This is a genomic window from Halorhodospira neutriphila (genome assembly GCF_016584055.1).
Taxonomy (GTDB): domain Bacteria; phylum Pseudomonadota; class Gammaproteobacteria; order Nitrococcales; family Halorhodospiraceae; genus Halorhodospira; species Halorhodospira neutriphila.
In genome coordinates, this window is the sequence record NZ_NRSH01000030.1 from 1 (window position 1) to 20,458 (window position 20,458).

Consider the following 20,458-nt stretch of genomic DNA (forward strand, 5'->3'; position numbering starts at 1 on the left):
TCGCACACCGCTCTTAGTTCCTCGGCCTGCTGGCGCCGGCAGGCCGACCCCCCAGGGGCCCCGCTGCCGAGCCGCTAGGGGGCCGAGGACAGCCACTCCCGGATGCGGAGCCGGTCGATCTTCCCGGCCCCCGTCAGCGGCAGCTCCTCGCAGAAGCGGATGCGCGCCGGGACCTTGTAGCGGGCGAGCGCCCCGGCGGCGTACTCGCGGATCTGCTCGGCGTCGACGTCGGCGCCGGGGCGGGCCACCACGGCGGCCGCCGGGACCTGGCCCCAGCGGGGATCGTCGACCCCCACCACCGCGACGCGGTGGATCCCGGCGTGGTGCCCGAGGACGCGCTCGACCTCCTCGGGGGAGATGTTCTCGCCGCCGCTGATGAACATGTTGTCCGCCCGGCCGACGATGCGCACGTCGCCAGCGGCGTCGGCGTAGGCCAGGTCGCCGCTGTCGACCCAGCCGCCGGGGCGCAGGGTGCGGGCGGTGCGCTCGGGCTCGTCGAGGTAGCCGTCGAAGGTGTGGGGGCTGCGCATCAGCAGCACCCCCACCTCGCCGGCGGCCACCGGCTCGCCGCTGTCCGGGTCGACGATGCGGTAGTCGGTGTGGAACATCGAGCCGCCCACGGCGTCGTGGCGCTCGCGCATCTCGTCGAACCCCAGGTCGCCGGGGACCACCATGAAGTCCGAGGGGCCGGCCTCGGTGAGCCCGTAGGACTGGCTCACGGGGACCCCGCGGTCCCAGAAGGGCTGCATGGTCGGCGCCGAGCACGGGGCGCCGGCGGTGGTGATGCCCGCCAGCGTGCTCAGGTCGGTGCCGGCGAAGCGTGAGTCCTCCGCCATGAGCTGCAGCATCGCCTCGACGCCGCCGAGGTGGGTGATCTCCTCGCCCTCGATGAGCTCGAGGGCCGCGCCGGGGTCGAAGGTGCGCGGGAGCACCGTGTAGCCGCCGGCGTAGTAGACCGGCGTGAGGGTGTTCCAGCCGCCGATGTGGAACAGCGGGAAGGTCAGCAGCTCGCGTTGCGGGCCGAGGGCGCCGCCGCCGGTGGCGAGGATGTCGACGGCGTTCCAGACCATCTGCCGGTGGGAGACCACGCAGATCTTCGGCGTGGCCGTCGTCCCGCCGGTGTGGACGTAGAGGAAGGGGTCGGCCAGGGCCAGCGGCCGGTTGACCGGCCCCGCCGGCGCGGCGCCGCCCGCCTCCACCGCCGCGTGGTAGCGGCCCGCGCCGTCGGCGAGCTCGACCCGCACGGCGCCGTCCGGCAGGCTCAGGGCCGCGGCGAGCTCGGCGAAGGCCTCGTCGTAGAGCAGCGCCCGGGGGGCGATGCGGCGGACGAGGTCGTTGAGCTCCGGCACCGCCAGGCGGTAGGAGAGCGGCGCCAGGACCACGCCGGTCTTGCCGCAGGCCAGGTAGAGGTCGACGGCCTCGAGCCGGTTGCGGGAGAGCAGGCAGACCGGCTCCCCCGGACCGATGCCGAGCGCCTCGGTGAGGAAGGCCCCGGCGCGCCCGGCGCGCTCGTCCATCTCCCGGTAGCTCAGCCGCCGGCCGCTGTCCGGCTCGTAGAGGGCGGGCCGCTCCGGGGTCAGCGCCGCGCGCCGCCCGGCCCAGTCGCCGACCCAGTCCATCGGCAGGTGGTCGTAGCTCGGCCTCTCGCGATCCATACGTGCCTCTCGCCGTGCGGGGGCTCAGCCGCCGTGGCGCTTCTTCCAGTAGCGGCGCAGCCCCAGCGCCGACATCCACGACGGGTTGATCGCCTCGTGCCGGGCCCAGTCCTCGGCGTCGAGGCCCTGCTCCTCCTGCGCCCACCGGCGCAGCCACGCCGTGTAGCGCTCCTGGAGCGCCGCGGCGGACTCGGCCTCCGGCGCCTCGGCCTCCACCCACTGCTCGGCGGCCCGCAGCCCGCGGCGCAGCGCCGCCAGGTGCTCGGCCGGGTCGAGGAAGAGGCCGAAGTGGGTGGGCGCCAGGTACTCCGGGCGCTGCGCCTCGATGTGCTTGAGGCTGCGCCGCCAGCGCTCCGGGTCGAGCTCCGGCGGCGGCATCGGCGGGACGACGACCCCGGAGTGCGGCATGCGCACGCCGCCGACGTCGCCGGTAAAGCAGATGTCGTCGAGCTGGTAGGCCAGGTGGTGCTCGGCGTGGCCGGGCGTCTCGAGGGCCACCACGGCCACGCCGCCGGCGGCGATCTCGTCGCCGTCGTCGAGGGTGGTGATCTGCGCCTCCGGCACGGGCAGGCACTCGCCCCAGAGCCGGTCCATGTCGTCGCCGTAGATGCGCTCGGCGCTGCTGAGCAGCTTCGTCGGGTCGACCAGGTGCGGGGCGCCGTTGGGGTGGACGTAGATGTGCGCCCCCTGCTGCGCCAGCCAGCCGGCGGCCCCGGCGTGGTCGAGGTGGACGTGGGTGAGCAGGGCGTGGGTGACGTCGCCCGGGCGCAGCCCCCGGCGCCCGAGCTCGAGCTCGAGGCCGCCGATGGTGCTGCCCGGCCCGGTCTCGACGAGCATCACGCCGCCCTCGTGGCGGATCAGGTAGCTGGCGATCAGGTGCGACTGGCCCTGGAAGTGGAGGTCCATGACCTCGACGGGCACCCCGGAGCGCGAGCGGATGGTCTCCACGGCCGACCTCCTTTGCTTGGTACAGTGTAGTATTGAGTGTCGGTCTACACGCTCTACGCTATCACGCCCAATCACGCAAGCGCCGCTGTGCGCGCGGCACCACACCGTCCGCACCGGCTGAAGGAAGGCTATGCCGCTACTCGAAGTCCGCGATCTCCACCTCGCCCTCGGCCACCACCCGCCGCTGCTCGAGGCGATCAACCTCGCCATCGACACCGGCGAGCGGGTCTGCCTCGTCGGCCGCAACGGCGCCGGCAAGTCGACGCTGCTGCGGGCCATCGCCGGGCGGATCCAGCCCGACGAGGGGCAGGTCCACTGCCCCGCCGGCGTCCGGGTCGCCCAGCTCGCCCAGGAGCTGCCCGAGGCGCCCGAGGGCACGGTCTACCAGCACATCGCCGCCGGGCTCGGCGACCTCGGCGAGACCGTCGAGCGCTACCACCGCCTCGCCGAGGCCGTCGCCGCCGGCGACACCGCCAGCCTCGACGCCCTGCAGGCCTGCCAGGACGAGCTCGACGCCCGCGGCGGGTGGGACCTCAAGCAGCAGGTGGAGACCGTCATCACCCGCCTGGAGCTCGATGCCGACACGCCGGTGGCCCACCTCTCCGGCGGCGTCCAGCGCCGGGTGCTGCTCGGCCGCGCCCTGGTCACCAACCCCGACCTGCTCCTGCTCGACGAGCCGACCAACCACCTCGACATCGACGCCATCCAGTGGCTGGAGTCGTTCCTAGGCGACTGGCCGGGGGCGCTGCTGTTCATCACCCACGACCGCGCCTTCCTGCGCCGGCTGGCGACGCGCATCGTCGAGATCGACCGCGGCCGGCTCTACGACTACCCGGGCGACTACGACACCTACCTGCGCCGCCGCGAGGAGCGGCTCAACGCCGAGGAGCACCAGCGCGCCGAGTTCGACAAGCGCCTCGCCCGCGAGGAGGCGTGGATCCGCGAGGGGGTCAAGGCCCGCCGGACCCGCAACCAGGGGCGGGTGCGCGAGCTCCAGCGCATGCGCGCCGAGCGCGCCGAGCGCCGCGAGCACCAGGGCCAGGCGCGCTTCCGGGTCCAGGAGGCGGAGCGCTCCGGCAAGATCGTCGCCGAGGCCTTCGACGTGCGCTTCGACTACGAGGGCGAGACGCTCATCCGCGACTTCGACGCCACCATCCTGCGCGGCGACAAGGTCGGCATCATCGGCCCCAACGGCTGCGGCAAGAGCACGCTGATCCGGCTGCTGCTCGGCGAGCTCGAGCCCCACACCGGCGAGATCCGCCGCGGCACCCGGCTGCAGACCGCCTACTTCGACCAGCAGCGCGCCACCCTCGACGAGGACGCCACCGTCCAGGACAACGCCGCCGGCGGGCGCGAGCACATCGAGGTCGAGGGGCGCTCGCGCCACGTGCTCAGCTACCTGCAGGACTTCCTCTTCCCGCCGCAGCGCGCCCGGCAGCCGGTCCGGGCCCTCTCCGGGGGCGAGCGCAACCGCCTGCTCCTCGCCCGGCTGTTCAGCCAGCCGGCCAACCTGCTCGTGCTCGACGAGCCGACCAACGACCTCGACGCCGAGACCCTGGAGCTGCTCGAGGAGCGGCTGCTCGCCTTCAGCGGCACCGTGCTCGTGGTCAGCCACGACCGCGCCTTCCTCGACGCCGTGGCCACGCAGTCGCTCGCCTACGAGGGCGACGGGCACTTCCGCGAGTACCCCGGCGGCTACAGCGACTGGCTGCGCCAGCGCCCGGCGGCGGCCAGCGAGGTCGCCGGCCTGCCCGGCCGCGGGCGCGGCCTCGGCGGCTCTAGCGGCCCTAGCGGCTCCGCACCGAGCCCCCGCAAGGGGGCCGGCTCGGCCCCGGCCGCCGGGCCCAAGGCCGCGGCGGCGGCAGCGCCCCAGCGCCTGACCCGCCGCGAGGAGGAGGAGCTCGAGGGCCTGCCCGAGCGCATCGAGGCCCTCGAGGCCGAGCAGGCCGAGCTCCACGCCCTGCTCGGCGACCCCGAGCTCTATACCGAGGAGGGCGGCGAGGCGCGCATCCACGCGGCGCAGCAGCGGCTCACGGCCCTGGAGGAGGAGCTCGAGCGCGTCTACGAGCGCTGGCAGGCGCTGGAGGCGCGGCGCCGTTGACGGCGGCGGCGTGGCTGGCCACGGCGGGCGGGGCGACGGCGACGCCGGGGCTCGGCGCCCTGGTCACGGCCCTGCTCAGCCTCGCCCTGGCGGGGCTCGTGCTCCGCTGCCCGCCGCGGGGGCAGGCGGCCATCGCCGCCGGCCTGCTGCTCCCCGCCGTGGGGCTCTGCCAGCTCGCCTCGGGCGCCTTCGCCGACAAGGACGACGCCCGGATCGTCGCCGACGAGGTCCTGACCTTCCCGGTCGCCGTCGCCGCCCAGGGCGCGGCCCGGCACCCCGCGGTGCTCGGCGGCGCCTACCTCGCCAGCCGGGCGCTCGACGGCCTCAAGCCGCCGCCGGCCCGCCAGGCCGAGGGGCTGCCGGGCGGCGTGGGCATCGTGCTCGACGACCTGGTCACCAACCTCTACACCGCGCTGCTGCTCGCCGGCGGCTGCGCCGCCTACCGGCGCTACCGGCCCTAGCCGGGCCCCGAGGGGGCGTGTTTGAAATTGCTCCAAGGTACTTTATGCTCTTGAGCCTGGTAACCTCTCTGGGCGCATGGGTGCTGGGGCTGCAATGGGGAGCGCGGAGGACACGGAAGCGCGGGCGGTGGAGCACTTCCAGGAGCAGCTGCTCGCCTGCCTCGCCGAGGGGGTGTTCGGGGTCGACCTCGAGGGCCGCTTCACCTTCCTCAACCCGGCGGCGTGCCGGCTCCTCGGCTTCGCCGAGGAGGCCGAGGCCATCGGCGGCCACGCCCACGCCCTGACCCACGCCTTCCGGGCCGACGGCGGCCCCTACCCCGCCGGCGACTGCCCGATCCAGCACGTGCTCCAGACCGGGCGGGCCCTCGAGGCGTGGGAGGACCTCTTCTGGCGCCAGGACGGCAGCGCCCTGCCCGTGCTCGTCTACGCCGCCCCGCTGCGCCGGGGCGAGGGGGCGAGCGCCACCGGGGCCGTCGTCTCCTTCCAGGACATCACCGAGCGCCGGGCCGCCGAGCGGGCCCTGCGCGAGCGGGAGGCGGAGCTCGCCGAGGCGCAGGCGCTCGCCCGCCTGGGCAGCTGGGTCTCCGACCTGCGGCGCAACGAGATCCGCTGGTCGAGGGAGGTCTACCGGATCTTCGGCATGGAGCGCTCGCAGTGGGGCGCCACCCACGAGGCCTTCATGGCCACGGTCCACGCCGAGGACCGCCCGCGGGTGCAGGCGGCCATCGACGCCGCCCTCCAGGGCGCGCCCTACGACGTCCGCCACCGCATCGTCCGCCCCGACGGGAGCGTGCGCACCGTCCACGAGCGCGGCTCGGTCACCTTCGACGAGGAGGGCCGCCCCGAGCGGATGATCGGCACGGTCCAGGACGTCACCGAGCAGCGCGCCCAGGAGCAGGCCCTGCACGCCCTCCAGGCGGTGACGGGGAACCCCCGGCGCAGCCTCGACCGCAAGCTGCGCGAGCTCCTGGAGCTCGGCCGGGAGATCTTCGCCCTCGACGGCGGGTGCCTGATCCACCTGACGCCCCGGGGCCACCGCCTGCGCCAGGCCGCCGGCCGCACCCTCGGCCCCCCCGGCGAGCTCCTCGCGCCGGGCTCGGGCCCCTGCCCGTGCACCGCGCTGCAGGCGGCAGACGGCCCCCTCGGCTACCACGACCTGCAGGCCGCTCCCGCCGGGGAGACACCCCCCGGCGAGGTGTGCCGCGGGAGCTGCCTGGCGATGCCGATCCCCGTCGAGGGCGAGGCGCCCGAGGCGCTGCTCCTGTTCAGCAGCGGGGCGCCCCGCGCCCCCTTCAGCGAGTTCGAGCGGGAGTTCCTCACCCTCATGGGCCAGTGGGTCAGCTACGAGCTCCACCGCGAGCGCCAGCGCCACGCCCTGGAGCGGGAGCGCAACCTGTTCATCGGCGGCCCGACGGTGGTCTTCCACTGGGACAGCACCCCCGGCTGGCCGATCCGCCACGTCTCGCCCAATGTCGCCGAGGTGCTCGGCTACCGCCCCGAGAGGCTGCTGGGGTACCGCTACAGCGAGCTCGTCCACCCGGCGGACCTGCCGCAGCTGAGCCGGGAGATGGCGGAGCAGGCCGAGCGGGGGGATACGCGGGCGGAGTTCACCCCCTACCGGCTCCTCAGCGCGGACCGCGGCTACCGCTGGATCTACGAGTCGACGGTCATCGAGCGCGGCGAGCGGGGGGAGATCGGGTCGCTGCACGGCTACCTGATCGATATCACCGAGCGCGTCGCGATGGAGTCGCAGCTGCGGCTGCTGGCCGCCACCTTCCGCAGCAGCCACGCCGTGTTCATCACCGACGCCGAGGGCGCCATCCAGCGGGTCAACCCCGCTTTCACCCAGCTCACCGGCTACACCGACGAGGAGGCCATCGGCCACCACCCCGGCGAGCTGCTCCACTCCGGCTACCAGGGCTGGGCCTTCTACCAGGCGATGTTCGAGCAGCTCAAGGAGCAGGGCGCCTGGGAGGGCGAGATCTGGGACCAGCGCAAGGACGGCGCCATCATCCCGCTCTACATGAGCGTCTCCGTGGTCCGCGACCAGCAGGGGGCGATCGAGCACTACGTGGCGGTCTGCCACGACATCAGCCGGCAGAAGCAGCTCGAGGCGGAGCTCGAGCGCCAGGCCTTCTACGACCGGCTCACCGAGGTCTCCAACCGGCGCCACTTCGAGAGCCTGCTCGAGCAGGAGAGCCAGCGGGCCCATCGCTACGGCCACGCCCTCTCCCTGGTCTTCCTCGACGTCGACCACTTCAAGGCCCTCAACGATACCTACGGCCATGAGATCGGCGACCGGGTCCTGGTGGAGCTGGTCCAGCTCCTCCAGCAGCGGTTGCGCGCCTCGGATCTGGTCGGCCGCTGGGGCGGGGAGGAGTTCCTGGTCATGCTGCCGGAGACCCCCGCCGAGCAGGCCCGCCAGGTGGCCGAGAGCCTGCGCGCCCAGGTCCAGGAGGGGCTCATGCCCGGGGCGGGGGCGATCACCATCAGCCTCGGGGTCGCGGCGTACCAGCCGGGGGAGGCGCTCAAGGACTTCATCAAGCGGGCGGACGACGCGCTCTACAGCGCCAAGTACAGCGGCCGCAACTGCGTGGTCACCGCCGGCTAGGCCCTCCTCCCCCGCGCCCGCGCCGCCCTAGTAGAATGGGGGGAGGAATCCCCCTTCGGCCCTGACCCCCAGGAGGCAACGATGCAGTACCTGCACACCATGGTCCGTGTCAGCGACCTCGAGGCGTCCCTGGACTTCTACTGCAACAAGCTCGGCCTCGTGGAGGTGAGCCGCCGGGAGAGCGAGCGGGGCCGCTTCACCCTCGTCTTCCTCGCCGCCCCCGGCGACGTCGAGCGGGCCGAGGCCGAGAAGGCGCCGCTGCTCGAGCTGACCTGGAACTGGGATCCGGAGACGTACACCGGCGGCCGCAACTTCGGCCACCTCGCCTACCGGGTCGACGACATCTACGCCACCTGCCAGCAGCTGATGGACGCCGGCATCACCATCAACCGCCCGCCCCGGGACGGCCACATGGCCTTCGTCCGCTCGCCGGACGGGATCTCCATCGAGCTCCTCCAGGCCGGCGAGGCGCAGCCGCCCCGGGAGCCGTGGGCCTCCATGGAGAACACCGGCACCTGGTAGGCGGGGCCCGCCCCCTGGCCCGCCGGCGGCCGGGGGGCCGCGGGGCCGCCCGCAGCGGCGGAGCGCGGCGCGCTACTCCCGGCCCTCCTGGTAGCCGGTGACCATCGACTTGAGGTAGGCGTACCAGGGGCTGCCGGTGGTGGCCGCGATGTAGACGTGGGCGACGATGAACACCAGCATCGCGAAGGTCGCGGCCACGTGGACCCCCGCCAGGCCGTAGAGCGGCAGCACGCCGCCGAGCGCCGAGTCCCGCCAGGCGTCGTAGAAGAGCATCAGCAGCCCGGTGATCCACAGCGCCGGGGCGATGGCCGCCTTGAAGACGAAGTAGGCGAGGCGCTGGAGCGGGTTGTGCTTGGCCGCCGCCGTCTTGGCGAAGGGCTTGGGCTCGCCGGAGAAGATCCCGTAGCCGTAGTAGCCGGCCATGCGCAGCAGGCCCGCCTCGCGGGGCACGTATTGGCGCCACTCGCCGGTGGTCAGGTGCCAGAAGATAGCGAAGGCCCACAGGACGATCAGGGTGACCGCCAGCACGACGTGGGCCGAGAAGGCGGCGCCGAAGCCGAAGAGGCGGTAGACGCCGTGCATCTCCAGGCCCGTCAGCAGCAGCCCGAAGATCAGCACGGCCTGCATCCAGTGCCAGAAGCGCTCGAATCCGGTGAAGATGCGCGGCTTGCTCACGAGGGCGACTCCTCTTGCGCGCGGCGGCGGCGCCAGAGCACCAGGCGGATGCCGCCGTGGACGGCCACGCCCGCCAGGCTCAGCCCGACGGCCGCCCAGCCGACGGCCTCCACCCACGGGTGGCGGTCCTCGCCGGGGACGTAGATCCCCGGCAGCCCGGCCATGCGCCCGCCATCGCTATGGCAGGCGCCGCAGCCCAGGGCCCCCTCCGCCGGGGCGACCATGTGGGTGACCGGCCAGTACATGCGGCTCTCGACGAAGCCGTGCTCGCCGCTGTAGTCCGCGTCGGTCTGCCCGAGGCGCTGCGCCGCCTCCATCCCCGCCGCCAGGGCCTTGTCCCAGTCGTAGTTGCCCCAGTAGGCGGCGTCGCCGGGGCCGAAGAGCTTGGGCACCAGGAGGGTCTGGCGCACCCGGTCGTAGGGCTGGCGGCCCTCCATGATCTTGAACGGCCAGATCTTCGCCCCCGGCTCGTCGGGGCCGCCCTCGGGGCGGTTGATGGGGACCACGCCCTCGGGGTCGATGCGGTCCTCGAGGAGGGTGTAGCGCATGTTGCCGTTGAACCAGCGGTAGCTCGGGGCGTAGTCCTCGGCCCACTCGAAGCTGCCCTTCATGCCGTGGTAGACGACCCGGCCGTCCTCCTCGCGGACCACGGGCTCGCCCTGCTCGTCGAGCCGGCCCGCCGTGGACCAGTCCCAGCGGGTCTTGGTCTTCAGCCCGCCGCGGGCGATCTCCGGGATGTGGCAGGTCTGGCAGGCGATGGCCTCCGAGTGCTCGTTGAGCTTGTCGTGGACCCCGCCCTCGTGGGGGGCCTCCCCGTGGCAGGAGCGGCAGGCCGGGCGCTCGTGGGGGTTGTGCCCCTCGGCGTCGGTCTCGATGCGGTAGCGGCTGCCCGCCTGGATGTGCCCGGAGAACTCGTGGCAGGTCGAGCAGGTGAAGTCCTTCCCCTGGGGCGACATGTGCACGTCCAGCTCCCGGGGCGGGTCGATCAGGGAGCTGTCGAGGTCGCCGTGCTTGACGGCGTCGCCGCCGCCGCCCTCGAAGTGGCAGCTGCCGCAGGTCTCGCGGCTGGTGCGCCCGACGTGCTGCGCCACCGCCGCCAGGTCCGGCGCCTCGAAGAGCCTGCCCTGGAAGCGCCGATCCTCGTAGGGCGGGTGCCCGGCGGCGGTGGGGAACTTCTGGTAGGTGCCCGTGGTGTCGTGGCAGACGAGGCAGTCGACGCGGTTCTCGGCGCTGAAGTCGAAGTCCGCGTCCTCCCAGCCGTAGCCAACGTGGCAGGAGCTGCAGCGCGGGTAGTTGCCGGCGATCCCGAAGCACAGGCTGTTGACGATGTTGCGCTTACCGAGAGTCTGGCCGGTCTCCGGCTGCTCGTAGCGCCAGGTCCAGTGGATGCTCCGGTGGACCTGCTTGGCCGCCTCGGTATGGCACGACAGGCACGCCTCGGTGACCTCGGTGGCGTCCTCGAACGGGCCCTCGAGCACCTCGAACTGGGTGTGGTCTGCCGTCGACTGCAGGCGCGACTCCTGCTCGGAGGCCGGCTCGTCGACGACCTGCGCCGACGCCGCCGAGGCGAGGAGCGCCGCGAGGGGCAGGGCCAGGGTGATCCGGTGGAGGCGCTTCAGGGGCAAGCCGGCTCCCTCCTGCAATCGGGTCTCTTAGGGCTATAGCCTAGCTCAATCGCCCCCCGCCGGGATACACCCGCGCAGCCGGGCGGGGACCGCTCAGCGCTCCCAGTCCGCGATCAGCCGCTCGAGGCGGTGCAGGACGTGATCCGAGGACTCGGCGAGGTGGTCGAGCTCCTGCTTGGCGGCGTCGATATCGCCGGCGTTGTAGCGGTCGGCGGCCGCCTTGCCGTGGCGGTGGACCCCGGCGTGGGGCTCGGCGAGGGCCTTGAAGTCCGGGTGCTCGAGCAGCTGCGGGTCGGCCACGTAGTCGTACCAGCGGCCGAGCCGGCACTGGTGGTGGTCGGCCAGCTCCCCGGGGTCGACGCGCTCGCGACCGGCGAGCATGGAGGCGATCCGCCGCTTCCAGAGGATGTGGTCGTTGCGCGACTGGTGGAGCGACAGGCAGGGGATGGGCAGCTGCTCGAGGCGCTGGATCTGGTGCTGGACCGCCTCGTGGCCGCCGGCCATGGCGTCGAGGACCGACTCGAGCTCCCGGGTGGAGCGGTCGGTGCGCTCGGAGATGCCGTTGATCGACTCGGCCACCTCGTTGACCGCCGTACGCTGCTGGTTGAGCTGCTCGGCGACCTCGTGGACGCGGTCGGCGACGGTCTGCATGCGGCTGTTCATGTCCTCGATCTGCTCGCCGGAGCGCTGGATGGCGAGCTGGCCCTGCTCGACGGCCTCGCCCATCTCCCGCTGGACCGTGCCGATCTGCTCCATCTCCTGCTGCAGGTCGCCGATGCGGCGGCTGATATCGACGCTCGCGTCCTTGCTCTGGTTGGCGAGCTTGCGCACCTCCTGGGCGACCACGCCGAAGCCCTGCCCCGCCTCGCCGGCGCGGGCCGCCTCCACCGAGGCGTTCAGGGCGAGGATGTTGGTCCGTGAGGCGATCTGCTGGATCGCCTCGACCGCCTTGCCGATCTCCTCGGAGGCGCGGGAGAGGGCCTCGACGCGCTCGGTGCTCTGCTGCGTCTTGGCGCCGATGGCCGCCATCGCCCGGTCGGCCTCCCGGCCCGCCGACTGCGCCTGCCCCACCGCCTCGCGGGCGTGGTCGGTCTCCTCGGCGACCTCCTTGGCGTGCCCGGAGATCGACTCGACGCTCGCGGAGAGCTCCTCGGCCGCGGCGGCGATGGACTGGACCTGCTCGGCGGTGTAGGTGACGTTGAGCCGCATCCCCGAGGCGGCCATCACGCTGTCGGCGACCCGCCGCGAGACGGTCACCGCGGTGTCGATATCCTCCTCGCTGCGCCGGCCGAGGGTCTCCGCCAGGTGCCGGGCGGCCCGCTCGAGCTCGCCGCTGCCGGGCAGCGCCGGCGGCTCGCGCCCCTCGGCGAGCTCCACCAGGTACGCCGCCACCGCCCGCTCCCGCGCCCGGGCCCGGAAGGGCGCGGTGAGCGCCGACCACCACCGGCGCAGGAGCCCGCCGCGCGGGGGCGCGGCCTGGAAGCTGGATTGGTACACCGTCGCCATAGTCGTCCCTTTTGCCCCCTCGCTGTGCGCGCCGATACCTTACCAAGGTTGCGGCCGGCGTTGCCCAGCCTCGGGGGGACCTCTCTCCAGAGAGATAGGAGATTCAGCGCCGCTGCAGGGCCGGCGCCTCCCATACGGGGACCAGATCCGCCGGCAGCGCCGGGATCCGCCCCAGCTCGCACCCTGACTGCTGCCCCGGCGCGTGGAAATCGGACCCGGCCGAGGCGAATAGCCGCAGGCGCCGGCACCACCCGCTGAGCTGCTCGACCTGCCGGGGCTGCGGGGCGCTGCCGCAGCTGACCTCCATGCCCTCGCCCCCGGCGGCGATCAACGCCTCGAGGGTGCGGCGCAGCCACGCCCCGGTGAGGTCGTACCCCAGCGGGTGGGCGAGCACGGCGATCCCGCCGGCCCCCACGAGCCAGGCCACGCCCTCCTCCAGCTCGGCCCAGTCGCCGTGGACGTAGCCCACCCGGCCGCGGCCGAGGTAGCGCTGAAAGGCCTCCTGGTAGCCGCGCACCCGGCCGCTGTCGACCAGCCAGCGGGCGTAGTGGGCGCGGGTGATCTCCGCCGTCCCCGCCGCCGCCCGGGCCCCCTCGAGGGCGCCGCTGAGCCCGGCCCGCTCCAGGCGCTCGCCGATGGCCTCGCCGCGCTCCCGGCGGACCCGCTGCATGCGCGCCAGCCCCGCCTGCAGCCGCGGCTCCTCGGGGTCGATGCCGAGGCCGACGACGTGGAAGGTGCGCCGTTGCCAGCGCACCGACAGCTCCACGCCCGGGATCAGGCGGATGCCGTGGGCGGCCGCCGCCGTGCGCGCCTCGGCCAGGCCGGCGACGGTATCGTGATCGGTCAGGGCGAGCGCCTCGACCCCCTGGGCGGCGGCGCGGGCGACGAGCTCCGCCGGCTCGAGGGCGCCGTCCGAGGCGCTCGAGTGGCAGTGCAGATCGTAGTGCGGGGGCATCAGCAGTGGGCCGCCTCCTCCTCGCTGCGGGGCGCGCTCTCCTGGTAGCGCCAGAGCCGGGCGTAGGCGCCGCCGCGCTCGAGCAGCTCGCGGTGGGTGCCCGCCTCCACGATCCGGCCGCCGTCGAGCAGCAGGATGGTGTCGGCGTCCTGGATGGTGGAGAGCCGGTGGGCGATGGCCAGGGTGGTCCGCGAGACCGCCAGCTCCTGGAGGGTCCCGAGGATCGCCTGCTCGGCCGCCGAGTCGAGCGACGAGGTGGCCTCGTCGAGGACGAGGATCGGCGGGTCCTTGAGCAGCACGCGGGCGATGGCGATGCGCTGCTTCTCGCCGCCGGAGAGCTTGAGCCCGCGCTCGCCGACGAGGGTGTCGAGCCCGTCGGGCAGCTCGGCGATGAGCCCATCGAGGTGGGCGCGCCGGGCCGCCGCCCAGATCTCGTCATCGCCGGCGCCGGGGCGGCCGTAGCCGATATTGTAGCGGATGGTGTCGTTGAAGAGCACCGTATCCTGCGGGACCACGCCGATGGCCGCGCGCAGGCTGCGCTGGGTCACCTCGCGGATATCCTGGCCGTTGACGGTGATCCGCCCGGCGTCGACGTCGTAGAAGCGGAAGAGCAGCCGGGCGATGGTCGACTTGCCGGCGCCGCTCGGGCCGACGAGGGCCACCTTCTGCCCCGGCCCCACGGCGAAGTCGATGCCGCGCAGGATCGGCCGGTCCGCCTGGTAGCCGAAGGTGACGCCCTCGAAGCGCACGGCGCCGCCGTCGGGGGCGAGCTCGGCGGCGCCGGGCCGGTCGGCGACCTGCGGCGGCTGCTCGAGCAGGCCGAACATCCGCTCGACGTTGACCAGCGACTCGCGCATCTCGCGGTAGACGAAGCCGAGGTTGTTGAGCGGGATGAACAGCTGCAGCAGGTAGGCGTTGATCATCGTCAGATCGCCCAGGCTCATGCCGCCGCCGAGGACCTGGGCGGTGGCCATGCCCATCATCGCCGTCACCGCGGCGCCGACGATCAGCGCCTGCCCGGAGTTGAGCGCCGCCAGGGAGACGCGGTTCTTGATTCGCGCCTCCTCCCAGGCGCGCAGGTCCTCGTCGTAGCGCTGCGCCTCGTAGGCCTCGGCGTTGAAGTACTTGACCGTCTCGTAGTTGAGCAGGCTGTCCACGGCGCGGGTGTTGGACTGGTTGTCCATGGCGTTGGCCTCGCGCACGAAGCGCGTCCGCCACTCGGTGACGTAGAGGGAGAAGGCCACGTAGAGCGCCACGGCCACGAGCACGGTGAGCACGAACTCGCGGTCGAAGGCCACCACCAGGACGCCGGCCACCAGGAGGATCTCCAGCGCCGTGGGCAGGATGCTGAACACCAGCGAGCGCAGCAGGAAGCTCATGCCGCTGGTCCCGCGCTCGATATCCCGCGCCAGGGCGCCGGTGCGCCGGGTGAGGTGGAAGCCGAGCTCGAGGCGGTGCAGGTGCTCGAAGGCCTGCAGCGAGGCCCGGCGCATGGCGCGCTCGGCGACCCGGGCGAAGACGGCGTCGCGCAGCTCCTGGAACAGCGTCGCCGAGAAGCGCAGCAGCCCGTAGCCGACCACCAGCGCCGCGGGGACGAGCAGCACCGCCTCGCCGCTGCGGGCGCCGTCGAGGTAGTCGACGAGGTACTTCAGGGCGACGGGGACGAGGACGTTGGCGAGCTTGGCCGCCACGAGCAGGCCGACGGCGGCGATCGCCCGGCGCCGGAACTCGGCGAGGTACGGCAGGACGCTGAGGATGACCCGCCAGTTGGGGCGCTGCCCGCTGTAGTCGTTCTTCTTCCGGCTTCGCAACTCGCCCCCGCTCCGTGACCGAGGCGCCATGGTAGCACTTCACGGCGGGCGGGCCGGACGGCTTAGGCGCCGGCGCGGCAGCAATGGTATCCTGCTCGATTGGCAAGAGCTCGGGACGGCAAGACGAGGGAGCAGGTAATGCGGGTAGCACTACTCGGTACCGGCGCCATGGGGGCCCCGGTGGCCCGGCGCCTGGCGCAGGGAGGCTGGCCGGTGACGGCCTGGAACCGCACGATCGAGCGCGCCCGCGCGCTCGAGGACGACGGCGTGACCGTCGCCGAGACACCGGCCCAGGCCGTGGCCAAGGCCGACGTGGTGCTGCTGTGGCTCGCCGACGCCGACGCCATCCGCGCCAGCCTCGACGAGGCCGGCGGCTACCCGGCCCTCGCCGGGCGGCTGGTCATCCAGATGGGGACCATCGCCCCGGACGAGAGCCGCGAGCTCGCCGGCGCCGTCGAGGCCGCCGGCGGCCGCTACCTCGAGTGCCCCGTCCTCGGCAGCATCCCCGAGGCCCGCGACGGCCGGCTGATCCTCATCGCCGGCGGCGACGAGGTGACCTTCGCCGCCGCCGAGCCGCTGCTCGCCGCCATCAGCCCGTCGCCGACGCGGGTCGGCGCCGTCGGCCAGGGCGCGGCCACCAAGCTCGCCTTCAACCACCTCATCGGCGCGCTCACCGGGGCCTTCTCCCTGAGCCTCGGCCTGGTCCGGCGCGAGGGCGTCGACACCGAGACGTTCATGGGGCTGCTGCGCGGCAGCGCCCTCTACGCGCCGACCTTCGACAAGAAGCTCGAGAACATGCGCCAGCGCGACTTCGCCAGCGCCAACTTCTCGACCCGGCACCTGCTCAAGGACCTGCGGCTGTTCGAGATGGCCGCCCGCGAGGCGGGCCTCGACCCGCAGACCGTCCCCGCCCTCGCCCAGGCGGTGGAGCAGACGGCCGAGGCCGGCGCCGCCGACGCCGACTACTCCGCGCTCTACGACACCCTCGACCCCCGCTGAGGCGGGGGCGCCCCCTTCGCTCACTCTCACGCCACGGGAAAACACCCTCTCTATGGTCGAAAAGCTGCGCAACGTCGCCATCATCGCCCACGTCGACCACGGCAAGACGACCCTGGTCGACCGCCTCCTGCAGCAGTCCGGGACCCTCGAGGCCCGCGGCGAGGACCCCGACCGCCTGCTCGACACCGACGACCTCGAGCGCGAGCGCGGGATCACGATCCTCTCCAAGAACACCGCCATCGACTGGCAGGGGTACCGGATCAACATCGTCGACACCCCCGGCCACGCCGACTTCGGCGGCGAGGTCGAGCGGGTGCTCTCCATGGCCGACTCGGTGCTGCTGCTCGTCGACGCCCACGACGGCCCCATGCCGCAGACGCGCTTCGTCACCGAGAAGGCCTTCGCCCTCGGCCTGCAGCCGATCGTCGTGGTCAACAAGATCGACCGCCCCGGCGCCCGGCCCAACTGGGTCATCGACCGCACCTTCGAGCTCTTCGACGACCTCGGCGCCACCGAGGAGCAGCTCGACTTCCCGGTGATCTACACCTCGGCGCTCGGCGGCTACGCCGGCACCGACCCCCAGGTCAGCGACGGCGACATGAGCCCGCTGTTCGAGACCCTCGTCGAGCAGGTCGCGCCCCCGCAGGTCGACCGCGAGGGCCCGCTGCGCATGCAGGTCACCACCCTCGACTACTCCAAGTACCTCGGCCAGATCGGCATCGGGCGCATCCAGCGCGGCCGGCTCCAGCCGGGCACCAACGTGACCGTCGTCGACCGCCACGGCGAGCAGCGCAGCGGCCGCATCCAGACCCTGCTCGGCTTCCTCGGGCTCAAGCGCGTCGAGATCGAGGGCGCCGAGGCCGGCGACCTGGTGGCGGTCACCGGCATCGACCCGCTCGATATCTCCGATACCCTCTGCGACCCGCAGGCCGTGGAGGCGCTGCCGCCGCTGACCGTCGACGAGCCCACGGTGAGCATGGGCTTCGAGGTCAACAAGTCGCCCTTCGCCGGGCGCGAGGGCCGCTACGTCACCAGCCGCCAGATCCAGGAGCGCCTCGACCGGGAGCTCAAGTCCAACGTCGCCCTGCGCGTCGAGACCACCGACGACGCCGACCGCTTCCACGTCTCCGGCCGCGGCCTGCTCCACCTCTCGGTGGTCCTCGAGAACATGCGCCGCGAGGGCTACGAGGTGGCCGTCTCCCGCCCGGCGGTGATCACCCGCGAGGCCAACGGGCGCATCGAGGAGCCCTACGAGCGGCTCGTCGCCGACATCGACAGCGACCACCAGGGCAGCGTCATCGAGGCGCTCAACGAGCGCGGCGGCCAGCTCCAGGACATGCAGGTCGACCACAGCGGCCGCGTCCGGCTCGACTACCACATCCCGGCCCGCGGGCTCATCGGCTTCCAGACCGAGTTCATGAGCCTGACCTCGGGGACCGGGATCCTCACCCACGTCTTCGACCACTACGGGCCGCGCAGCAACCGCGAGGTGGGCCAGCGCCGCGAGGGGGCGATGATCTCCGGCAACGAGGGCAAGGCCGTCGCCTACGCCCTGTTCAACCTCCAGGAGCGCGGGCGGCTGTTCATCGGCCCCAACGAGCCGGTCTACGAGGGGATGATCATCGGCCTGAACAGCCGCGATGCGGACATGACGGTCAACCCGCTCAAGGCCAAGGAGCTGACCAACGTCCGCGCCGCCGGCAGCGACGAGAACGTCATCCTCACGCCGCCCATGGAGCTCGGCCTCGAGCAGGCCCTGGAGCTGATCAACGACGACGAGCTCGTCGAGATCACCCCGGAGTCGATCCGCCTGCGCAAGCGCCACCTCACCGAGAGCGAGCGCCGCCGCCACAAGCGCGCCTGACGGGCGCCCCTGCCCTGCCCGGGCCTCCCCTGCACGGCCAGCAACGAAAAGAGGCCGGCCCCCGAAGGGACCGGCCTCTTCACACCGCTCGGGCTCGCCGCCCGCCTGGGCGGCGTTAGGCGGAGTCGGTGTGCACGTGGCCGTGGGCGAGCTCCTCGTCGGTGGCGTCGCGCACGTCGACGACCTTGACGTCGAAGTTGAGGGTCTCCCCGGCCAGCGGGTGGTTGGCGTCGACCTCGACCTCGCTCTCCTGGACGTCGGTGACGGTGAGCAGGATCGGCGAGCCGTCCGGGCCCTGGGCCTGGAACTGGTTGCCGACGGCGACCTCGGCCTCCTCCGGGAACATGTCCTTGGGCACGTTCTGGATCAGCCGCTCGTCGCGGTCGCCGTAGGCGTCGCCCGGCTCGAGGGTGACGTTGACCTGCTCGCCGGCCTCCTTGCCGTCCAGGGCGCGCTCCAGGCCCGGGATGATGTTCTCGTTCCCGTGGAGGTAGGCGAACTGCCCGCCCTGGGACTGGTCGATCACCCGCCCTTGGCTCTCGGTCAGGGTGTAGTCGAGGGTGACGACCTTCTGGTTGGCTACCTGCATCTTGGCACTCTCCGGCACTCTTTAAACAAGATCGAATTATGGTATCAGAGACCTGCCGGTCCTGCCCAAGGCAGAAGCGTGCCGAGCCGGGCTAGCGCGGGCCGCGCTCGACGGCGACGTCGCACTCGGCCTGCTGGAGCACGCGCCGGGCCACGCTCCCGGCGACGGTCCCCCGCCAGTGGGAGTGGCCGCGGGTGCCCAGGCAGATGAGGTCGGCGCCGCGCTCCCGGGCCCGCTCGGTGATCACCCGCGACGGGTAGCCGGTGGCGACGTGGCAGTGCAGTGTGCGCTGCAGCGGCTTCTCGAGGCCCTCGGCGAGCTCGGCGAGGCGCTGCTCGCCCTCCTGGCGGCCGGACTCGATGGCGCCCTGTAGCTGGCTCTCGTGGAGGTTGGCGCGGTAGACCCACTCCAGGGGGGCGGTATTGAAGACGTGGAGGAGCTCCAGCTCGGCGTCCGGGGCCAGCTGCGCGGCGTGCTCCACCGCCTGGCGCGAGCGCTCGGAGAAGTCCACCGGCACGACGGCCCGCCGGTACCCGCCCTGCGGCGGGGCCTTGACCACGAGCACGGGGCGGTCCATCTCGTGGGTCAGGGCCTCCGCGGTGGTCCCCAGGAAGAGGTCGCGCAGGGCGTGGTGGCCCCGGGCCCCGACCACCACGGCGTCCGCCCGCCACGCCTCGGCCTCGGCCGCGATCTCGGCGTGGCCGCGGCCGAAGGGCGAGGCCACGGAGTAGCTCGGCGGCTCGGCGCCGTCGGCCGCCCGGGCGAGCTGCTCCGCGACCTGCTCCTCGCTGGCGCGGACGAGCTTGGCGGTGGTCTCCTCCCGGGTCGCCCCGGCCCCGGTGCGGAAGAGATGGGAGATCGTCTGCTCGTCGAGGTCGGCCTCGAGGACGTGGATGGCCCGCAGCTCGGCGCCGAGCCGGCGGCTCAGGTCGATGGCCCGGCGCGCGGCGCCGTCGGCCTGGGGGGAAAGGTCCGTCGCCAAGAGGATTCTCTGCACCGTTGCCTCCTACTCGGTATAGCCTGTCAGCTCCACGTACCCGACCCCGCTGACGGGCCCCTCGGCGGAGCGGCCGCTCGCCCGGACCGCCCCCTCCCAGTAGCGGAAGCCGCCGCGCAGCTCCTGGTCGGCCAGGGTGGGCTCGATGACCAGCTCCACCCCCTCCTCCGGATATTCTAGACGCCAGCGGGCGGGATAGGTGGCCTCGCCGTCGGGGCTCTCCCAGCGCTCGAGCACCTCGAGCGTCAGGTCTCCCCAGTCCAGGGGGCGGCTGCTCCCCTGCCGGTCGATCCAGACCCCCGCGCTGCGCGGATCGGTGCTGCCGTCCTCGCGGCGCAGGCGGTAGAGCATCAGCTCCCGGCCGCTGTCGAGCTGCAGGGAGATCCAGTCCCAGCCGGACTGCCCCTCGCTGAGGGCGCTCGTGCCCCACTCGCGGTCGATCCAGGCGGTGCCCGAGACCCGGTGGCGGCCGGCGGGGGTCGTCACCTCGCCCGCCGCCGCCAGACGCGGGGCGCTGTAGTAGTACGAGGCGTTGCCCGGCTCCGCGCCCTTGCGGCTGTAGCCCCGCTCCCCCTGGAGGACGAGGGGCTTGGCCAGCTCCAGGCGCAGGTCGACGGCGACCCCCTCCGCCGCCAGGCGCGCCCGCAGCTCGTCGAAGTCCCCGCCGACGGCGGTGAGCGCCCAGTCCTCCAGCCAGACGCGGAAGGGCTCGGCCCGGGCGCCGGCGAGCCCGAGGGCGCCGCGGCTGAAGCGCTCGAAGTGGTGGAAGCGGCCGGCCGCGGTGTCGGTGACCGTGAAGTGGGCCATCCACAGCTGGCGGGTCGCCCAGCGCGAGGCCAGGCGCAGCGGCTCGGGCGTGAGGGCGAAGCGGAAGAAGGTGGCCTGGAAGCCGAAGTGGCGGCCCGCCTCGGACTCGAGGTTGCCGGTGACGTACCACCACTCGTGGCGGTAGTCGGGGTGCGGGCCGTGGTCGGCCGGGAAGAGCAGCGGCCGCGGCCCCTGCGGCCGGGCGAAGCCGGCGGCCTCCTGCTCGCCGGAGAGGGCCTCGGCGACGTTGACCCCCGCCTCGCCGGAGGGGCCCTCCCGCCCCGGCGGGGGCGCCTCGCCGCAGGCCGCCACCGCCGCCGCGAGGAGCGCGG

16 protein-coding genes are annotated in these 20,458 nt (G+C 73.3%); 6 read left to right on the forward strand and 10 right to left on the reverse strand.

The features are described from left to right. Window positions 1-74 precede the first annotated feature (74 nt). Together CKO13_RS04205 and CKO13_RS04210 are read right to left on the reverse strand one after the other, a co-directional pair. Window positions 75-1,655, reverse strand: a complete 1,581-nt coding sequence (locus CKO13_RS04205; RefSeq protein ID WP_200257101.1) for a class I adenylate-forming enzyme family protein — start codon at window positions 1,653-1,655, stop codon at window positions 75-77. A gap of 24 nt (window positions 1,656-1,679) precedes the next feature. Next, window positions 1,680-2,603 carry an MBL fold metallo-hydrolase gene (locus CKO13_RS04210; RefSeq protein ID WP_200257103.1) on the reverse strand — a complete coding sequence of 308 codons (924 nt, stop codon included), beginning with the start codon at window positions 2,601-2,603 and terminating at the stop codon, window positions 1,680-1,682. A gap of 130 nt (window positions 2,604-2,733) precedes the next feature. Between CKO13_RS04210 and CKO13_RS04215 the strand changes: the two genes are divergently transcribed. From CKO13_RS04215 to CKO13_RS04230, 4 genes are all read left to right on the forward strand, one after another. Continuing rightward, window positions 2,734-4,704: an ATP-binding cassette domain-containing protein gene (locus CKO13_RS04215; protein WP_200257106.1), complete on the forward strand. Its 1,971-nt coding sequence runs from the start codon at window positions 2,734-2,736 to the stop codon at window positions 4,702-4,704. Beyond that, window positions 4,701-5,165 carry a phosphatidylglycerophosphatase A family protein gene (locus tag CKO13_RS04220; protein WP_200257108.1) on the forward strand — a complete coding sequence of 155 codons (465 nt, stop codon included), beginning with the start codon at window positions 4,701-4,703 and terminating at the stop codon, window positions 5,163-5,165. The genes CKO13_RS04215 and CKO13_RS04220 overlap by 4 nt, the downstream gene beginning before the upstream one ends. A gap of 94 nt (window positions 5,166-5,259) precedes the next feature. Further along, on the forward strand, window positions 5,260-7,776 hold the full coding sequence (locus tag CKO13_RS12610) for a PAS domain S-box protein (protein ID WP_200257110.1): 2,517 nt from the start codon (window positions 5,260-5,262) through the stop codon (window positions 7,774-7,776). Window positions 7,777-7,857: 81 nt separating this feature from the next. After that, the gene (locus tag CKO13_RS04230; RefSeq protein WP_200257111.1) at window positions 7,858-8,298 is read left to right on the forward strand and encodes a VOC family protein; all 441 of its coding nucleotides are present in this window, start codon (window positions 7,858-7,860) and stop codon (window positions 8,296-8,298) included. A 72-nt stretch (window positions 8,299-8,370) separates the two neighbouring features. Here the strand turns inward: CKO13_RS04230 and CKO13_RS04235 are convergent, their stop codons facing one another. From CKO13_RS04235 to CKO13_RS04255, 5 genes are all read right to left on the reverse strand, one after another. After that, a complete protein-coding gene (locus CKO13_RS04235; protein ID WP_200257112.1) occupies window positions 8,371-8,973 on the reverse strand; it encodes a cytochrome b/b6 domain-containing protein in 603 nt (200 codons plus the stop codon). Then, a complete protein-coding gene (locus tag CKO13_RS04240; protein WP_242467881.1) occupies window positions 8,970-10,598 on the reverse strand; it encodes a tetrathionate reductase family octaheme c-type cytochrome in 1,629 nt (542 codons plus the stop codon). Before CKO13_RS04240 ends, CKO13_RS04235 begins: the two co-directional genes overlap by 4 nt. A 93-nt stretch (window positions 10,599-10,691) precedes the next feature. Continuing rightward, window positions 10,692-12,104, reverse strand: coding sequence for a methyl-accepting chemotaxis protein (locus CKO13_RS04245; RefSeq protein ID WP_200257115.1), 1,413 nt, complete (start codon window positions 12,102-12,104; stop codon window positions 10,692-10,694). A 103-nt stretch (window positions 12,105-12,207) separates the two neighbouring features. Then, window positions 12,208-13,059: a PHP domain-containing protein gene (locus CKO13_RS04250; protein WP_200257122.1), complete on the reverse strand. Its 852-nt coding sequence runs from the start codon at window positions 13,057-13,059 to the stop codon at window positions 12,208-12,210. Further along, a complete protein-coding gene (locus tag CKO13_RS04255; protein WP_242467882.1) occupies window positions 13,059-14,870 on the reverse strand; it encodes an ABCB family ABC transporter ATP-binding protein/permease in 1,812 nt (603 codons plus the stop codon). Before CKO13_RS04255 ends, CKO13_RS04250 begins: the two co-directional genes overlap by 1 nt. A gap of 99 nt (window positions 14,871-14,969) precedes the next feature. On the opposite strand from CKO13_RS04255, the gene CKO13_RS04260 reads away from it, so the two are divergent. After that, window positions 14,970-15,869 carry an NAD(P)-dependent oxidoreductase gene (locus CKO13_RS04260; RefSeq protein WP_338034577.1) on the forward strand — a complete coding sequence of 300 codons (900 nt, stop codon included), beginning with the start codon at window positions 14,970-14,972 and terminating at the stop codon, window positions 15,867-15,869. A 52-nt stretch (window positions 15,870-15,921) separates the two neighbouring features. Beyond that, window positions 15,922-17,733, forward strand: a complete 1,812-nt coding sequence (gene typA / locus CKO13_RS04265) for a translational GTPase TypA (protein ID WP_200257128.1) — start codon at window positions 15,922-15,924, stop codon at window positions 17,731-17,733. 115 nt (window positions 17,734-17,848) lie between these two features. On the opposite strand, the gene CKO13_RS04270 is transcribed toward typA, so the two are convergent. The 3 genes from CKO13_RS04270 to CKO13_RS04280 all read right to left on the reverse strand — a co-directional run. After that, window positions 17,849-18,322: an FKBP-type peptidyl-prolyl cis-trans isomerase gene (locus CKO13_RS04270; protein WP_200257130.1), complete on the reverse strand. Its 474-nt coding sequence runs from the start codon at window positions 18,320-18,322 to the stop codon at window positions 17,849-17,851. A gap of 91 nt (window positions 18,323-18,413) precedes the next feature. Beyond that, window positions 18,414-19,319 carry a universal stress protein gene (locus tag CKO13_RS04275; protein WP_200257132.1) on the reverse strand — a complete coding sequence of 302 codons (906 nt, stop codon included), beginning with the start codon at window positions 19,317-19,319 and terminating at the stop codon, window positions 18,414-18,416. A gap of 9 nt (window positions 19,320-19,328) precedes the next feature. Further along, window positions 19,329-20,458 (reverse strand): lipocalin-like domain-containing protein (locus CKO13_RS04280; protein ID WP_242467883.1); only part of this gene is annotated, 1,130 nt, incomplete at its 5' end.

Excerpts from the sequence above, each read along its gene's own strand:
- CKO13_RS04245 (WP_200257115.1), bottom strand. The coding sequence starts at position 12,104 with ATGGCGACGGTGTACCAATCCAGCTTCCAGGCCGCGCCCCCGCGCGGC.
- CKO13_RS12610 (WP_200257110.1), top strand. The coding sequence starts at position 5,260 with ATGGGGAGCGCGGAGGACACGGAAGCGCGGGCGGTGGAGCACTTCCAG.
- CKO13_RS04205 (WP_200257101.1), bottom strand. The coding sequence starts at position 1,655 with ATGGATCGCGAGAGGCCGAGCTACGACCACCTGCCGATGGACTGGGTC.
- CKO13_RS04230 (WP_200257111.1), top strand. The coding sequence starts at position 7,858 with ATGCAGTACCTGCACACCATGGTCCGTGTCAGCGACCTCGAGGCGTCC.
- CKO13_RS04215 (WP_200257106.1), top strand. The coding sequence starts at position 2,734 with ATGCCGCTACTCGAAGTCCGCGATCTCCACCTCGCCCTCGGCCACCAC.
- CKO13_RS04250 (WP_200257122.1), bottom strand. The coding sequence starts at position 13,059 with ATGCCCCCGCACTACGATCTGCACTGCCACTCGAGCGCCTCGGACGGC.
- typA (WP_200257128.1), top strand. The coding sequence starts at position 15,922 with ATGGTCGAAAAGCTGCGCAACGTCGCCATCATCGCCCACGTCGACCAC.
- CKO13_RS04270 (WP_200257130.1), bottom strand. The coding sequence starts at position 18,322 with ATGCAGGTAGCCAACCAGAAGGTCGTCACCCTCGACTACACCCTGACC.